The organism is Bradyrhizobium erythrophlei (assembly GCF_042430365.1).
GTDB classification, from domain to species: Bacteria; Pseudomonadota; Alphaproteobacteria; order Rhizobiales; family Xanthobacteraceae; genus Bradyrhizobium; species Bradyrhizobium erythrophlei.
The window spans coordinates 121990-138192 of the sequence record NZ_JBHMET010000144.1; the positions used below are offsets into that span (position 1 = coordinate 121990).

The window sequence follows — 16203 nt, forward strand, 5'->3', positions numbered from 1 at the left end:
GCCCCGCGCCGCATTGCCCTGGCTGTCCTTCTCGGAGAGCTCCCAGACCTGGCGCCATGAGCCGATGTCCGACCAGCCGCACGCCACCGGCACCACCGCCGCATGCGCGGTCTTCTCCATCACCGCATAGTCGATCGAGATCGCCTTCGCCGCAGCGAAGGCCGCCGCATCGAGCTTGACGAAGCCGAGATCGCGCGCGGCGGTCGCGACGGAGTCCGCAACCAAGGCGACGCTCGCCGCGTCGACATTGCGATACTCGTCGAGCAGCACCGCGGCGCGGAACATGAAGTTGCCGCTGTTCCAGAGGTAGCCGGCATCGATATAGCCGGCCGCGGTCGCCGCATCCGGCTTCTCGACGAACTTGGCGACCGCCCGCACCTCGCCGGCGACCACCTCGCCCGGATTGATGTAGCCATATTCGGTGGCGGGCCGTTCCGGCCGGACCCCGAAGGTCACGATGCGGCCCATCTCGGCCGCGACCAGCCCCGCGCGGCAGCCGGCCACGAACGCCTTGGTGTCGCGCACCAGGTGGTCGGCGGCGAGCGCCAGCACGATCGCGTCCTTGTCGCGCGCTTCGGCAAATGCCGCACCGGCCGCGATCGCCGGCCCTGAATCGCGCCGCATCGGCTCGAGCAGCACGTCGGCCTCGCGGCCGATTTCCGCGAGCTGCTCCAGCACCATGAAGCGGTAGGCCTCGTTGGTGATCACGATCGGGCGCGCGAACAGGCTCGCATCCGCAACCCGCAGCACCGTCTCCTGGAACGTCGAGCGCGCCCCGAACAGCGACAGGAACTGCTTCGGATGCACCTCGCGCGAGGCCGGCCACAGCCGCGTGCCCGCGCCGCCGCACATGATCAGGGGGATTATTCGTTGGTCCATCGATGCCTCACGTCCTGTCATGCCCGTGGCTGGCACATCAAAATTGCGCGACGCCATCGTGTTCAACCGTCCCGATATCAGCCCAAAGAGCCGACCCCGGGAGCGGTGCCACTCACCACTATCACGCGAATCCGGGCTTCCGGGCGGATTTTGCCCTCATTGTAAACCCTGGCGCGCGGTTGGCAGTCCCCGTTCCGGCTCTTTAGCCGCCCCATTCAGCGTGGCGCAACAGTCGACCGCACGGCTATTGCAAGATCGGTGCGGAAACCATACCAAGGCGGCGAATTTCGGCGCGCGAAGACGTTTTGCGCTGTTTTTGACACATTCTGCACTTGGCAAGCGCGGGCGAGATGCGCCGAATCCTGCTTTCTACCCTCAAGATACTGATCTCGGCCGCGCTGCTCTATTTCTCCTTGCGCAAGGTCGATCTCTACGATCTCGCCTCGCGCATCCAAGTCGGCAGCCTGGGCTGGCTCGGGCTCGCGATCGCGGTCACCTTCCTGCAGATATTTCTTGGGGTCTTGCGATGGCGTGAGATCAGCGCCGAGTGCGGCGCGCCGCTCGACACAAGGCAGGCGATGCGCTTCAACGTGATCGGGACCTTTTTCAACCAGACGCTGCCCTCCTCGATCGGCGGCGACGCAGTGCGGCTCTGGCTGGTCGCGCGCAGCGGCGCCGGCTGGCGCGCGGCGACCTACTCGATCTTCGTCGATCGGGCAATCGGCCTGATCGCACTGGCGATCCTGATCTTCGCGACCCTGCCGTGGAGCTATCAACTGATCTCCGATCCGAACGGACGCTCAGCGCTTCTCCTGCTGGATCTCGCCGCGCTCGTGGCCGGATTGGGCTTCCTGCTGATCGGCATCCTGCCATGGCCCTGGCTGAAGCGCTGGTGGGCAACACACCATGTGCACGCCTGCGCCGTGATCGCCAACCGGGTGCTGTTCAGCCGCGACCACGGGCCGAAGGTCGCAGTGCTCTCCATTTTGATTCACGTCGTGACCGTCGTGATCTGCTGGTGCGTGGTGCAATCGATCGCGGCCCCGGCGACATTCGGTCAGGTGTTCCAGCTCCTGCCGCCAGTGATGCTGATCACGATGATGCCGATCTCGATCGCCGGCTGGGGGGTCCGCGAGGCCACCATGGGATTGGCCTTCGGATACGCCGGATTGATCGCGAATGAGGGCGTTAACGTTTCGCTCTTGTTCGGCGCAGTGTCGTTTCTTGTCGGTGCCTTCGGTGGTCTGGTATGGATACTGAGCCCGGAGAAAGCCCTTGGAAAGGGCGATCCAAGCTGGCGACCGACCGATACCGTGCCAAACTCCAGCGACTAGCCTTCTGCCATTGGCCTCAACGGGAAAATAGATAACCTGGCTTCGATGCAGTCCCGTTCGGCAAGCATGCACTACGTTACGAGATTAGGATGAAGATCAGCGTCGTAACAGCCAGCTACAATTCCGAGGCAACGATCGGCTTCACCATCGAATCCTTTCTCGCACAAAACCATCACGAGAAAGAGATGCTGATCATCGACGGGGCATCCGCTGACGGAACGCTCAAGATTGTCGAGTCCTTCCGGTCCGATGCGATCCGCGTGCTCTCCGAAAAGGATGCCGGCGTCTACGATGCCATGAACAAGGGGTTGCGCCTGTTCGAGGGCGACGTAGTCGGCTTTCTGAACTCGGACGACACTTTTCACGATTCGACGGCGCTTGCCGACATTGCTGCCGGTCTCCAGGACGCGGACATTGTCTATGGCGACCTCAACATGGTCACCGATCATCGCACCAAGCGCCTCGTCCGCGCATGGCGCGGCGGAACCTTCAGACGCTACTCGTTTCAGCTCGGTTGGGTTCCACCGCACCCGACGTTCTACGTGCGCGGCGACGTAGTCCGAAAGGTTGGCGACTATGATCTCAGCTACAAGACCACCGCCGACTACGACTATATGCTGCGGGCGATGGCGCTGAACGATTTCAGGGTATGTTACCTGCCGCGCGTTATTGCCGACTTTCAAATGGGGGGAATCAGCACTAGCGGACTCGGCGTGACGATCCGAGGAAATCTGGAGTGCCTGCGCTCACGCCGCGTTCACCTGAACGCGCCTCCGATCGACGCAGCGTTTTTTCTGCGCTTTGTCCGGCGTATCTTTCAGATGCGCTTGCTGCGAACCTAGCCGAACCTTACGGATGCGGACGCTGTCATTCGACACTGCCGAACTCAGGAACCGCATTTCTCAACACATTCATGATGATGGCGCGGTCGTTACTGACGACGGCACCATCGAGCGTGGAAAGCCACGTGCGCAGCATCGACATTGGCGGCTGGTTGGGCTTCGCCGCCATGATGCCTGCTACTCCGATCTCGATCGTCGGTTCTTCGCTCGCGAATAGAATTTCGTTCAGCCGCTCGCCGGGGCGCATGCCGCTGAATACGATCTCTATGTCGACGCCCGGCTGCAGGCCGGACAGGCGGATCATCCGCTCAGCGAGGTCCACGATCTTGACCGGCTGTCCCATGTTGAGCACGTAGACCGAAACGTCGGGCCGTGCCGGCGTCATCGCATGCGTCGCCGCCGTGATCACGAGGTCGCACGCCTCACGGATCGTCATGAAATAGCGGACCATATCGGGATGGGTCACCGTGATCGGGCCGCCGGCCTCGATCTGGGCCTTGAACTTCGGCACCACGGAGCCGTTGGACGCCAGCACATTGCCGAACCGCACCGAGATCAGACGCATGTGCGGCTTGCCGCTCGCCTGTGCCATCAAATCGTGATCAAGCGCCTGACAATACATTTCGGCAAAGCGTTTGGTCAGGCCCAGCATCGACACCGGCTCGATCGCCTTGTCGGTCGAGATCATCACCATGGCGCTTGCACCGGCAGCGAGCGCGGCGTCGGCGACATTCACGGAGCCGAAGATGTTGGTCTTGACGCCCTCGCTCCAGTCGCGTTCCAGGATCGGCACGTGCTTGAGCGCCGCCGCATGGAACACGATATCCGGCTTGAACTCCTTCATCAGCCGCGTGATACGCTCGCGATCGCGGATGTCGGCGATGCGGCCTTCGATTTCTGCGCCGGTGTCGCGGACGGAGAGTGCTTCGGTCACCGCATAGAGCGCCGGCTCCGAGTTTTCGATCACCAGCAGCCGCGCCGCGCCGAAGGTAGCGGCGCGGTCACAGATTTCCGCGCCGATCGAGCCGCCGCCGCCGGTCACGATGACGGACTTGCCCTTCACCAATGTCTCGAGCCGCGCATAGTCGATCTTTTCGCTTGGACGCAGCAAGAGATCCTCGACCGCGACGTTGGTGAGGCGCGGCGCGTCGCCGCTTTCCAACGACGGCAGCCGGCTGACCATCACCCCAAGCCGCTTCGCGCGCATCAGCACGCTGTCCGGATGCGCGTCCGGCTCGAAGGCCGACGGCGTCATGACCACGCGCTTGATCGGCCGCTCGCGGGCCTCGAAGTCGCGAATCACGGCCTCGATGTCATCGACCCCGCCAACGACCGGGATGCTGCGAATCATCTGGCCGCGGTCGGCGGCCGACGGCGACAGCACGCCGACCGGCCAAAGCCGCTTGATGGCGCCGTTCTCGATTCCGCGCAATACGACCTCCGCGTCGGCGGTGCGGCCGACCAGGAGCGCGGGCGCGGCGTTGTCGGTGCGGGCGTGATGGCGCGTGCGCGAATAGCGGAAGTAACGATAGCCCAGGCGCAGCGCGCTCAGTGCAAAGCCTTCGAGGAAGAAGAAGAGGACGATTGTGACGCGACCGAACAGAACGTGGAAGTGAGAGGCCGGTGCGATGAAGATGAAGGTATAGTCGAGCACGACGAGAGTAAGCGTCAGCACTGCCGACACGCGCAGGATGTTGAGCGCATCCGGCAACGACGTGAAGCGCCACTTCGCCGTGGTCAGGTTGAACAGATAGCAGACGATCACGCTGAACAGCACGAACCAGGGCAGGATACTCAGCAACAGCGGCAGCCGTTCAGTGAGAAGTCCGCCCTCGAAGCGCAGATAGAAGCTCGCCAGCAAGGCAAACGCCGTCGCGAGCGCGTCATGGGTCACGATCAGGAAGTTGCGCAGGGTGAATTGTGAAAGACGCGTCATATGGCGGGAAGAGTATCGGCAACTCGGGGTTTTGCGACGAAACGTTGCAAGGCTGATAGCGCATCTGTCGCGCGCATGCCAGCGTTCATGGCCGGGCGGAAGGTTCAGGTTCCCCGCCCGCAGCGGATCGCATTTTCAGGGCCATGCCGCCGGCCACCCCGACGCCCAGCACGTACATCCAGCCTTCGTGGAAATCGAAGATATGCGAGTTAAACAGCGAGGTGAAGATGTTCTGCACCACGACCAGAAGGCCGATCCAGCTGACCAGGCCGTCACCGCGGAACAGCAGTAGGTGCAGGATCCACATCGCGTACAGCGCGACGACGCCGACGATACCCCACTGCACGGCGACGTTCAGCGTCTGATTGTGTGGATTTCCGATGACCTCGCTCGAGGCCGACTCATCGTGCGTCGCCACGCGCTCGAACAGGCCGCGTGTCGCCCCGGTCCCGTGGCCGATCACCGGTGCCTCAGCAAAAAAGCCGAGCGACTTCCGCCAGAATTCAAGCCGCAGGCCGATCGACGTCGGGGTGTTGCGCTCCTTGTAGAGCTGGTAGTCGCGGCTGAAGGTCTCGGCGGTATGTCGCAACTGCGGCGAGCTGTACCACGCCGCGACGCCGAGCACTGCGCTCGCGCACAGGATCAGCGCGATGCTGCGCCAGCGCAAATGCAGCAGCGCGAACACCGCGAACATGATCGGGACGGTGACGAGCGCCGTCCGCGACACCACCACGAAGGCCATATTGGCGAACAAGCTCAGGGCGATCGCGGTCAGCACCAGCGCCAGTGCGGTCCGCCTTTCCCGCAGCAGCATGACGATCGGATAGGCCAGCGCGACTGCGCACAACGTGAATTCCTGGCTCTGGTTGATGTAGTTCTTGACGAAGATGCCGCGCTCAATGCCGCTCGCCTGCTTCAGCGAGAGACCCGGATACAGCAGCACCAGCCAGGAGATCGCCATCAACAGCGCACAGGACACGAGGAACGCCGTAAACACCCACATGCCGCGGGTCGACCGCTCGAAATGATAGAACAGGAACGGCAGCACCAGGAGCTTGACCGCCGGGGTCAGCGCATAGCTCCGCGCAGCCCAGGGCGCGTCCGACCAAAGCGTTCCGACCAACGCCAACAGGAACAGCGCGATCGGCAACGCCGAGATCGGCCGCTTCAGCGATCGCACGAAATCCGCGAAATCGAGTGTCGGCACCACGACCACGAAGAACACCGCGCCGAGGATACCAACCGCCGAGGTCGACCATGGCAGCGACAGCGCGAGCAGGACCGCGACGATATCGGCCGTCGTCATCCAGCGCGCCGGATCGCGCCAGGCCGGCAATGCCACTGCGGTTGCTGATGCCACACTCGTGCTCACGCCTTACCTCCGCGCGCTCGATCGACCAGAGATGTCGTGCTGTGACCGGGCAGGATGTCGATCAGCAGCACCTCGCCGCCGGCGGCTTCCACGATCTCGTGGCCGACCACCTGTTCGCGGGTGTAGTCGCCGCCCTTGACCAGCACGCTCGGGCGCACCCGGGTGATCAGATTGATCGGTGTATCCTCCTCGAAGATCGCGACGAGGTCGACGGCTTCGAGCGCCGCCAGCACCTCAGCGCGCGCCCGCGTATCCTGCACTGGGCGCCCCTCGCCTTTCAGGCGCCTGACCGAGGCGTCGCTGTTGAGGCCGACCACGAGACGGTCGCAGGCGCGGCGCGCCGCGGTCAACACCTTGACGTGCCCTGGATGCAGGATGTCGAAGCAGCCATTGGTGAAGCCGATGCGCAGGTCCTGGGCGCGCCATTCGGCGAGATGCGCGTCGATGTCGCCGCCGGCGGCGACGATCTTGTCCTCGGCGGCGAGCGAGGCATGCGGCAGGATCTTGCGCCGCAGCTCCTCCGGGGTGACGAGGGCGGTACCGGTCTTGCCGACCGCGACGGCGGCCGCGGCGCACGCCATCCGCAACGCGGCCTCCCAATCGGCGCCACTTGCAAGCGAGAGCGCCAGCATCGCGGCAACGGTGTCACCGGCGCCGGACACGTCACGCACCTTGACCGGCAACGCGGGGACATGGACCGATTGGCCAGCGCGCGTCACCAGCGTCATGCCGTGCTCGCCCTGCGTTACCAGCATCGCCTCGCAATCGGCGAGATACATCGCATCCGGTGCGGCCTGCGCGATGCTCTCTTGCGTGTCGGCGCGGCTGCGGGTTGCTTCCGCAAATTCCTTGCGGTTCGGCGTCAGCACGGTGGCACCGCGATAGATCGCGAGGTTGGCGCTCTTCGGATCGACGATCACGCGCTTGCCCGCGTTGCGCGCGGCATCGATCACATTGCGGATCACCCGCGCAGTGAGCACGCCCTTAGCATAATCGGACAACAGCACGATGTCGGCGCGCGCAAGCTGCGGCAGGATCGCGTCGATCAGCTGCTGCTCGATCGCGGGCGCGGCCGGCGCGGCGAGCTCCCAGTCGGAGCGCAGCATGTGCGTCGAAAAGTGCTCCGACACGAAACGGACCTTGCGCGTGGTAGGGCGCGCGGAATCGCGCACCAGCACGCTCTCGATGCCACTCTCCTTGGCGAGCGCCGCAGCCAGCGCCCTGCCCGCATCGTCGTCACCGACCAGGCCTACGAAGATGCAGCGCCCGCCAAGCGAAGCGATATTGCGCGCGACGTTGCCGGCGCCGCCGATATTGGTCTCGCTGCGCCGGACCGCGATCACCGGCGCCGGCGCCTCCGGCGAGATCCGCGACACCTCACCATAAACGAACTCGTCGAGCATGAGGTCGCCGACGCAGAGCACGGTCTGGCCGGAGATCGCATGCGAGAGGACTTCAAAATCGAACATCTGCGGCTCAGCGATAGCGATCGGTGCGGTTGAGGAAGCCCGTCACATAGGCGTCGACCGCGTCTTCCAGCGCGGTGAAGCCGCCGTTATAGCCGGCATGCCTCAACCGATCGACCTCGCTCTGGGTAAAGTACTGGTAGCTGCCGCGAATCTGCTCGGGCATGTCGACATACTGGATGTTCGGCTTCAGGCCGAGCGCGTTGTAGGCCGAGACAATCAGATCCTTGAAGCTGCGCGCCGTGCCGGTTCCAACATTGAACAGCCCGCTGACCTCAGGCGTCGCAAGCAACCACATCACGACCCGCACGACGTCGTCGACATAGATGAAGTCGCGGCGCTGGTCGCCATCGGCAATCCCCTCGCGATGCGACTTGAACAGCTGCACGACGCGGCCTGACTTGATGTCGTGGAAACGGCGCGCCAGCACGCTCATCATCGTGCCCTTGTGATATTCGTTCGGGCCGAACACGTTGAAGAATTTCAGCCCGACACATTGCGGCGGTAGCTTCTCGCCACGTGCGCGCCGGTCTGCGACGAGCAGGTCGAACAGGTTCTTGCTCCAGCCGTAGAGGTTCATCGGCCGTAACTGCTTCAGCGCTTCGACCGAGCCGTCATCATCAAAGCCCTGCTCGCCATCGCCGTAGGTCGCGGCCGACGAGGCGTAGATCAAAGGGGTTGCGGAGGCTGTGCACCAGTCAAGCAGCCGCAGCGGCGTCTTGAAATTGGCTTCCATGACGAGATCGCCGTCGGTCGCGGTGGTCGACGAGATCGCGCCGAGATGGATGATGGCATCCAGCCGACGGCCTTGGAGCCAGCCCATCAATTCGGCCGGCGGCACGAAATCGGCTAACTGCCGCTTGGCCAGGTTCCGCCATTTGCCGTCGTGGCCGAGGATATCGCAGACCACGACGTCGCTCCGCCCGGCGTCGTTCAACGCGGCCACGACGTTCGATCCGATAAAACCGGCGCCCCCGGTTACCAGCAACATTACGCAATCCTGCCCTGATCCAAATCCGGGGCCAGCTTTGCCCCACTCCGGCGCCACAGGCAACGGCGCTTTACCTCCCGGCTCGAACCGGTTACCGACAGCCCGCAATTGATCCGGTCCGGCACCCCTTTAGATATGAATAAAGATTCAATATTTGGGATTGAAACGCAGGATGCGGCGGACATTCGCCCGATTCTGATCATCCCCTATATGTGGATCGGTGATTTCGTCCGTGGCCATACCGTCGTCCGGGTGCTGCGGAAGCGCTGGCCGAACCGACCGGTCGACCTGCTGGTCACCCGGCAGTGTGCCCCCTTGGTCGACTATATGCCGGGGGTCCGCAGCGGGATCGTCTGGGATCTGCCGCGCAGGCGGCTGGTGCCAGGCCAGCAATGGGCGCTGGCGGCCGAGTTCCGCTCCCGGAACTACGCCACCGCCCTGGTCTTGCCACGCACCTGGAAGGCCGCCATTGCGCCGGCACTGGCCGGCATCCCCGAGCGGGTTGGCTTCTTCGGCGAGGCCCGGTTCGGCCTGATCAACGCCATACGCTGGGGCGAGAAAAAGCTGCCGCGCTTTATCGACAAGAACGCCGCGCTCGCGCTGCCCGACGGCGCGCCGTTGCCGCCGGAATGGCCGGTGCCGCAGCTTCGGGTTCCCGCGGACGAGGTCGCGCGCTGGCGGCACGCCAACGGCCTCGGCGCCGGCCCAGCGATCGCGCTCGGGCCAGGCTCGGTCGGCGAATCCAAGCGCTGGACCTATTATCCACAGGCTGCCCGGCTGCTGGCGGAGCGCGGATTCGACGTCTGGGTGATCGGGGGCCCTGGCGAAAAGGGGCTGGCGCAGGAGATCACGACCGTCGGCGGCGGCCGTGTCCGCGACCTCACCGGCACTGACCTGCGCAACGGCATCCTTGCGATGGCGGCGGCCAGCGTCGCGATCTCCAACGACTCCGGGCTAATGCACATCGCGGCCGCGATCGGAACGCCGACCATGGGGATATTCGGCCCGACCAGCCCCTATCTCTGGGCCCCACTCAACGGGCTTGCGGCGACGGTGCAGCAGACCAAAGGCAAGCTGTCGTGCCAGCCCTGTCAGCGCACCGTGTGCAGGATGAACGATCATCGTTGCATGCGCGACATTTCGGCGACCGAGGTCGCCGACATTGCCGAGCGCGTGCTTCGGGACGCGCAGGCGACATGAGCAACGCGCAACGCCCCGCCGTAGCGCGCCCCGCCGCGTTCCTCGATCGCGACGGCGTCGTCAATTACGACGACGGCTATGTCGGCACCAGCGACCGTATCCGCTGGATGCCGAATGCGGCGCGCGCGATCAGGCGCCTCAATGATGCAGGCTATTTCGTCTTCCTGATCACCAACCAGTCCGGCGTCGCTCGCGGCTATTACAGCGAGCTCGATGTCAGGACGCTCCACGACTGGATGCGCAGTGAGCTCCTCGCGCAGCACGCGCGCGTCGATGATTTCCGCTATTGCCCGCATCATCCGGCCGGCACGGTGGCCGGCTATCTGGAGGATCATCCCTGGCGGAAGCCGGCGCCGGGCATGATTCTCGACCTGATGTCGCACTGGCCGGTTCAGCACGACGGCAGCTTCGTCATCGGCGACCGCGACAGCGACATCGGCGCGGCGCAGGCGGCCGGCCTGCGCGGCTTCCTGTTTCCGGGAGGCGATCTCGATGCCTTCGTGGCCGAGGTGATCGCTCAGAGCAGCGTGCGATAGACCGCGGCAATCGCGTTCGCTTCCGCATCGAGGCTGAATTTGTCCACGACCCGCGCTCGCGCCCGCGCACCCATCGCTTGCGCCGCGGCAACATCGCGCATCAACGGCTCCAGCGCCGCGACCAGTGCATCGACGTCGCCGGGCGGCGTCAGCACGCCGGTGACGCCATCATCGACCACGAATTCGGCTGCGCCTGCGCGCGCGGCGACCAGCGCTGCACCTGCCGACATCGCCTCGATCAGGGTCAGCCCAAACCCCTCGTTGCGCGAGGTGAAGGCGTAGATCGTCAGCCGCCGGTACCAGCACACGACCTCCTCGATGTCGAGCTCGCCGGTGATGATAATGCGCGACTGCAGGCCGGCCGCCGCGATGCGTCGCGTCAGGTCATTGGCGAACGCCTGCTGCTCGGGCACGACGGCGCCAACGATGACCGCGGTGAAATCCGGATAGCGTGGCAGCAACCTGCACATCGCGTCGACGAACACGTCGCTGCCCTTCTGCGCGCGCACGCGGCCAAAACATCCGATCGCATAGCGGCCCGGCAGGTTGGCTTCGGCGAACGCCGCAGCGCGATTCTGCGGCGGCGCGTAGCGCTCCGTGTCGACGCCATGCATCACCACGGTTGCCTCGCGCTGCAGATACGACGCCGACAGCGCGCTGGTCGCGATGATCGCATCCATCCTGCGGATCAGCCAGCGCGTGAGCCAGGTGTGATGGCGTTGCGCGGCCGAGGTGAACAGCAGCTTGAGCGGCCAACCGAGCGCGCGCAGCAGGAGCCCGGCGATCATCTCGTCGTTGCGTCGCGCGTGCCAGATCAGCGGCGTGCTGCGCCGCCACAATCGCAGCAGATCGACAAATCGGAGGCCCGCGACGCCGTCGGGCCGATGCGAGCCGAACCATGCCGCGCGGAACATCCTGGCGAGCTTCGGCGACACCATGCGGTTGGTCGCGGTGACGCCGGAGTAGCGTCTGTGCAGATTCGGCACGATCAGTTGCAGCTCGCCGGCAGGTTTGTTCTCGATCGGCACGCAGGTCTCCGTTTCGCGCCATTCCTATACGCAACATTAAGCATAGTGGCCAGTTCGCGCGCCACGAAACCCCCTCTTCACCGCGAGCCCGCTAGCATCGGCGGATAAGAAAACGGGAGAGCTGCACCCATGACCGTGCTTGTGACCGGCGGCGCCGGCTATATCGGAAGTCACATGGTTCACGCGCTGGTCGATGCCGGCGAGAGCGTCGTCGTGATCGACAATTTGTCCACAGGCTTCTCCGCCTTCCTGCCCGAGAGCGTGCCCCTGTTCATCGGCGATGCCGGCGACGAGAATCTCGTCGAGGGCGTGCTCGCCCAGCACAATGTCGAGAGCATCCTCCATTTCGCGGGCTCGGTCGTGGTTCCGGATTCGATGCGCGATCCGCTCGGCTATTACCGCAACAACACGATGACGACGCGCAGCCTGCTGAATGCGGCGGTGAAGAGCGGCGTCAACCGCTTCATCTTCTCGTCGACCGCGGCGGTCTATGGCAATCCGGACCAGGTGCCGGTGCCGGAGATCGCGCCGACCCGGCCGCTGTCGCCCTACGGCACCTCGAAGCTGATGACGGAGATCATGCTGCATGACACAGCCACCGCGCACGGCATGAGCTATGTCGTGCTGCGCTATTTCAACGTCGCCGGCGCCGACCCGCAAGGCCGCGTCGGGCTCGCCACCATCGGCGCCACGCATCTGCTCAAGATCGCGGTCGAGGCCGCGACCGGCCAGCGCGCCAAGATCGACGTGTTCGGCACCGACTATCCAACGCCGGACGGCAGCTGCGTCAGGGACTTCATCCATGTCAGCGACCTCGTCGAGGCCCATCGTTCGGCATTGTCCTATTTGCGCGCCGGCGGCCAGTCGGTGACGCTGAACTGCGGTTATGGCCGCGGCTATTCGGTGCTGGAGACGATCGAAGCCGTGCGCCGCGTCTCGATGCGCAACTTCGCCGTGTCCTATGCCGCACGCCGGCCCGGCGACATCATGACCATGGTCGCCGACACCACCCGCATCCGCTCGGCGCTGGACTGGACCCCGCGCTATGATGATCTCGAGACCATCGCGACCCATGCGCTGGCCTGGGAGGAGAAGCTGTTCCGGGAGCGCGGCGGCCTCCCCGCGCACGCAGAATCGGCCTAAAAATCAAGCCGTTATTGGACTTGAAAAAGGCCTGACAAGCAGGCAAGGAGTCTCCGCAACCCTGACGGCCGGCTGAGCCGCCGTCAATGGAACGCGGATGGCCCAGTTTCCAAGAAAAATCACCGACGATCCCTATGGCGCGGCGATCCTGATTCGCCGCCTGGTCATGGAACAGGGGATCATTTATTGGCGGCGCTATCTGACGGCGTTCGCGCTGATGGCGGTCGCGGCCGGCGCCACGGCAGCGGCGACCTATGTCCTCGGCCAGGTGATCAACCAGGCTTATGTCGACAAGAACGTGTCCGGCATCGCCATGTTTTCCGGCATCACGGTGGTGCTGCTGTTCATCAAGGGCGTGGCGACCTACGGCCACATGGTGATCCTCAACAAGATCTCCAACGCCATCCTCGCGACCAACCAGCGGCAATTGTTCTCCAAGCTGATGAGCGAGAGCATCGGGTTCTTCTCCGAACGGCACTCGTCGGAATTCCTTGCGCGGCTCACCGCCGGTGCCAAGTCGATCACCGACGTGCTCAACATGCTGGTCAACGCGATCGGGCGCGATTTCCTGATGCTGATCGCCATGCTCGGCGTGATGGTGTGGCAGGACCCGCTGATGTCGCTGCTCGGCCTCGTGGCGGTGCCGCCGGCGATGCTGGTGCTGCGCAAGCTCGTGAAGCGGATCAAGGGGCTCGCCTACAACCAGTTCACCGGCACCGCCGACATCCTGGAGACCATGCAGGAATCGCTGCAGGGCATCCGCACCGTGAAAGCGTTCACGCTGGAAGGCACCATGCAGCGCCGGATCGACGAGCACATCTCGACGGTCGAGCGCAACGCCAACAAGATGGCGCGCGTCGCCAGCCGCTCCAATCCGCTGATGGAGATGCTCGGCGGCTTTGCGGTGGCCGGCTGCCTGCTCTATGGCGGCTACAGCGTGGTCGCACTCGGCGCCACCCCCGGCCAGTTCTTCTCCTTCATGACCGCCTTCCTGATGGCGACCGAGCCGGCCAAGCGCCTGGCGCGTCTTAATATCGACCTCAACAGCCAGCTGGTCGGCGCGCGGATGCTGCTGGAGGTCGTCGACAGTCCGGCCAGTGAGCATTCCGACGACGACAAACCGGCGCTGAAGCTCTCCGAGGCGCGGATCGAGCTGCGCGACGTCTCCTTCGCCTATCGCGCCGGCGAGCCGGTGCTGAACCGCATGAGCTTCACAGCCGAGCCCGGCAAGGTGACCGCGCTGGTCGGCCCCTCCGGCGGCGGCAAGTCGACGGTGCTGGCCTTGCTGTTGCGCTTCTACGAGACGCGCGAGGGAGAGATCCTGATCGACGGACAGTCGATCTCGGCGGTGTCGCGCAAATCGCTGCGCGAGCAGACCGCCTATGTCGGCCAGGACGTCTACCTGTTCCGCGATACGATCCGCAACAACATCGCCTTCGGCAAGCAAGGCGCCACCGATGAGGAGATCGTCGATGCCGCGAAGGCCGCCTGCGCGCACGACTTCATCATGGGCTTCCCGCTCGGCTACGACACCCCGGTCGGCGAGCACGGCACCCAGCTCTCCGGCGGCCAGCGCCAGCGCATCGCGGTCGCCCGCGCGCTGATCAAGAACGCGCCGATCATCCTGCTCGACGAGGCCACCGCCGCGCTCGATTCCGAATCCGAGCGGCAGGTGCAGGAAGCCATCGAACATCTCTGCCAGAACCGCACCACGATCGTGATCGCGCACCGCCTGCACACCATCATGCACGCCGATGCGATCCTGGTGGTCGAGGGCGGCGAGATCGTCGAGCGCGGGCGGCACGAGGAGCTGCTGCGCCGCGGCGGCCGTTACGCCTCGTTCTTCCGCCTGCAACACCACCACGACGCGACGCCGCTTGCGCTGGCGCCGATCAGCGCCACCGCCTAGCATCAGTTCACCCCAAAAGAGCAGCGAGACCCTCTCATGAACGCCGCCACCTACGTCATCCCGCTTCCACCGCAGCCCTCGCTCCCCGTCGTCGGAGAGTCCGGCACCTATCCGGTGCGCCGCATCTGGTGCGTCGGCCGCAACTATCTCGAGCATATCAGGGAGATGGGCAATGACGAGCGCGCCCCGCCGTTCTTCTTCGCCAAGCATGCCGACATGCTGGTGGCGGACGGCGCCACCATCCCCTACCCGCCGCTGACCAAGGACCTGCATCACGAGGTCGAGCTGGTCGTCGCGATGAAGAGCGGCGGGTTGAACATTCCCGCCGACAAGGCGCTCGAGCATGTCTACGGCTACGCGGTCGGCATCGACATGACCCGCCGCGACCTGCAGCTCGCCTCGCGCAAGAAGGAGCGGCCGTGGGAAGTCGGCAAGTCGTTCGACTATTCCGCGCCCTGCTCCGCGATCGAGCCAGCCTCAAAGATCGGCCATCCTTCGCAGGGCAGAATCTGGCTCACCGTCAACGGCAAGGAAGCCCAGAAGGGCGACCTCACCGAATTGATCTGGAGCGTGCCTGAGATCATCTGGCAGCTCTCCCAGCAGGTGAAGCTCGCCGCCGGCGACATCATCATGACGGGAACGCCGGCCGGCGTGTCCCAGCTGCAGCCCGGCGACAAGATCGAATGCGGCGTCGACGGCGTCGGCACGCTCAAAGTGGCGATCGGCAAGCCGGAATAGGCTCGCCATCGCGGATGGTGCCAAGCCCCGGACGTCGCGTCCGGGGCTTTTTACTGTGGAATCCCTCGGCCAAATACTCCGCCAGGCCGACCTTTTCGTACCGTCAACGCGCGGTGTTGGGCATGCAGGGCGGCACGGTATATGGCACCGAGGCGAACGAGCCAACGTTCGGCGCCCGTACGCAATTGCCGTCCGTATTGGCCGTCGTCGCAGCCTGGGTATGCCGTGGCGCGCCATTGCGGGCGGCCGAGGCCTCGGTTGTAAATGCGGCTGCCGCGATCAGCGCAGCCGCCACGATGGTCAGTTTGGTCATGGTTTCCTCCACACGATGGTCGAAGCCCGCGCAAGCGCGGCTTCTGGAACCAAGTGCGGTGGACGTTCGCAACTATTTCATCACGGCTGCGCGAGCGCATGTCGCCCGCATGTGATCCGCGGGCGAGAGCGCAGAGCGCGGGAATATCACTGCCTGGACGCGAGTCCATCGAACGGGGGCGCGCTCAAACGCGGTGAATGCCGCGCGGAGGCTTCGATGATGATCCCGAGACGACTTGGCCTGGCTGCAATCCTGTTGGCGGCAGCGGCAACGCCGGCGCTTGCACGCGCGACGGTGCAAGAACAGCACGAATATGCGTCAAACGAAACCATGACCAGGCCCTGGTCGGCACCGGTCGGCCATCGCCAGCCGCGTACCGCCGATCTTCCCGCATCGACATCGCGGTCCCAGCAGATCATCGATCCGGAGGACGCGATCGTCGATCGAAAGATCCGAGGCATCTGCCGGGGCTGCTAAGGCTCCATGGTTTGACGAGAGCTGCGAGACCGCCGCCCG

The 16203-nt window shown here is 64.8% G+C and carries 15 protein-coding genes; 8 read left to right on the forward strand and 7 right to left on the reverse strand.

All coding sequences use genetic code 11. From position 1 onward, the window contains the following. A partial coding sequence (locus tag ACFFWD_RS22175) for a mannose-1-phosphate guanylyltransferase (protein WP_376968613.1) occupies positions 1 to 879 on the reverse strand: 879 nt, incomplete at its 3' end. 350 nt (positions 880 to 1229) lie between these two features. Between ACFFWD_RS22175 and ACFFWD_RS22180 the strand changes: the two genes are divergently transcribed. Then, on the forward strand, positions 1230 to 2213 hold the full coding sequence (locus tag ACFFWD_RS22180; RefSeq protein WP_376968614.1) for a lysylphosphatidylglycerol synthase transmembrane domain-containing protein: 984 nt from the start codon (positions 1230 to 1232) through the stop codon (positions 2211 to 2213). 89 nt (positions 2214 to 2302) lie between these two features. Further along, positions 2303 to 3055 carry a glycosyltransferase family 2 protein gene (locus ACFFWD_RS22185; protein ID WP_376968615.1) on the forward strand — a complete coding sequence of 251 codons (753 nt, stop codon included), beginning with the start codon at positions 2303 to 2305 and terminating at the stop codon, positions 3053 to 3055. A gap of 25 nt (positions 3056 to 3080) precedes the next feature. Here ACFFWD_RS22185 and ACFFWD_RS22190 read toward each other — a convergent pair whose 3' ends face one another. The 4 genes from ACFFWD_RS22190 to rfaD all read right to left on the reverse strand — a co-directional run bounded on the left by ACFFWD_RS22190 (position 3081) and on the right by rfaD (position 8820). Continuing rightward, positions 3081 to 4991, reverse strand: a complete 1911-nt coding sequence (locus ACFFWD_RS22190; RefSeq protein ID WP_376968616.1) for an SDR family NAD(P)-dependent oxidoreductase — start codon at positions 4989 to 4991, stop codon at positions 3081 to 3083. Positions 4992 to 5076: 85 nt separating this feature from the next. Beyond that, positions 5077 to 6297 carry an O-antigen ligase family protein gene (locus ACFFWD_RS22195; protein WP_376968739.1) on the reverse strand — a complete coding sequence of 407 codons (1221 nt, stop codon included), beginning with the start codon at positions 6295 to 6297 and terminating at the stop codon, positions 5077 to 5079. Between the two features lie 62 nt (positions 6298 to 6359). Further along, entirely contained in the window at positions 6360 to 7832 is a 1473-nt protein-coding gene (gene rfaE1, locus ACFFWD_RS22200; RefSeq protein WP_376968617.1) for a D-glycero-beta-D-manno-heptose-7-phosphate kinase, read from the reverse strand. Positions 7833 to 7839: 7 nt separating this feature from the next. Beyond that, on the reverse strand, positions 7840 to 8820 hold the full coding sequence (gene rfaD / locus ACFFWD_RS22205; RefSeq protein WP_376968618.1) for an ADP-glyceromanno-heptose 6-epimerase: 981 nt from the start codon (positions 8818 to 8820) through the stop codon (positions 7840 to 7842). A 135-nt stretch (positions 8821 to 8955) separates the two neighbouring features. On the opposite strand from rfaD, the gene waaF reads away from it, so the two are divergent. Both waaF and ACFFWD_RS22215 read left to right on the forward strand, forming a co-directional pair. Beyond that, the gene (gene waaF / locus ACFFWD_RS22210) at positions 8956 to 10020 is read left to right on the forward strand and encodes a lipopolysaccharide heptosyltransferase II (RefSeq protein WP_376968619.1); all 1065 of its coding nucleotides are present in this window, start codon (positions 8956 to 8958) and stop codon (positions 10018 to 10020) included. Beyond that, positions 10017 to 10556: an HAD family hydrolase gene (locus ACFFWD_RS22215; protein WP_376968620.1), complete on the forward strand. Its 540-nt coding sequence runs from the start codon at positions 10017 to 10019 to the stop codon at positions 10554 to 10556. Before waaF ends, ACFFWD_RS22215 begins: the two co-directional genes overlap by 4 nt. Here ACFFWD_RS22215 and ACFFWD_RS22220 read toward each other — a convergent pair. Beyond that, complete coding sequence (locus ACFFWD_RS22220) at positions 10538 to 11578, reverse strand: glycosyltransferase family 4 protein (protein ID WP_376968740.1); 1041 nt, start codon at positions 11576 to 11578, stop codon at positions 10538 to 10540. The genes ACFFWD_RS22215 and ACFFWD_RS22220 overlap by 19 nt on opposite strands. A gap of 135 nt (positions 11579 to 11713) precedes the next feature. Between ACFFWD_RS22220 and galE the strand changes: the two genes are divergently transcribed. From galE to ACFFWD_RS22235, 3 genes are all read left to right on the forward strand, one after another. Next, complete coding sequence (galE, locus tag ACFFWD_RS22225) at positions 11714 to 12727, forward strand: UDP-glucose 4-epimerase GalE (RefSeq protein WP_376968621.1); 1014 nt, start codon at positions 11714 to 11716, stop codon at positions 12725 to 12727. A 97-nt stretch (positions 12728 to 12824) separates the two neighbouring features. Beyond that, positions 12825 to 14636 (forward strand): ABC transporter ATP-binding protein, encoded by a 1812-nt coding sequence (locus tag ACFFWD_RS22230; protein ID WP_376968622.1) that lies wholly within the window; start codon positions 12825 to 12827, stop codon positions 14634 to 14636. 36 nt (positions 14637 to 14672) lie between these two features. Further along, positions 14673 to 15374 (forward strand): fumarylacetoacetate hydrolase family protein, encoded by a 702-nt coding sequence (locus tag ACFFWD_RS22235; RefSeq protein WP_376968623.1) that lies wholly within the window; start codon positions 14673 to 14675, stop codon positions 15372 to 15374. A gap of 103 nt (positions 15375 to 15477) precedes the next feature. Here the strand turns inward: ACFFWD_RS22235 and ACFFWD_RS22240 are convergent, their stop codons facing one another. After that, the gene (locus ACFFWD_RS22240; RefSeq protein ID WP_376968624.1) at positions 15478 to 15687 is read right to left on the reverse strand and encodes a hypothetical protein; all 210 of its coding nucleotides are present in this window, start codon (positions 15685 to 15687) and stop codon (positions 15478 to 15480) included. A gap of 216 nt (positions 15688 to 15903) precedes the next feature. Here ACFFWD_RS22240 and ACFFWD_RS22245 point away from each other — a divergent pair, with 216 nt between their 5' ends. Continuing rightward, on the forward strand, positions 15904 to 16164 hold the full coding sequence (locus ACFFWD_RS22245; protein WP_376968625.1) for a hypothetical protein: 261 nt from the start codon (positions 15904 to 15906) through the stop codon (positions 16162 to 16164). Positions 16165 to 16203: the final 39 nt, after the last annotated feature.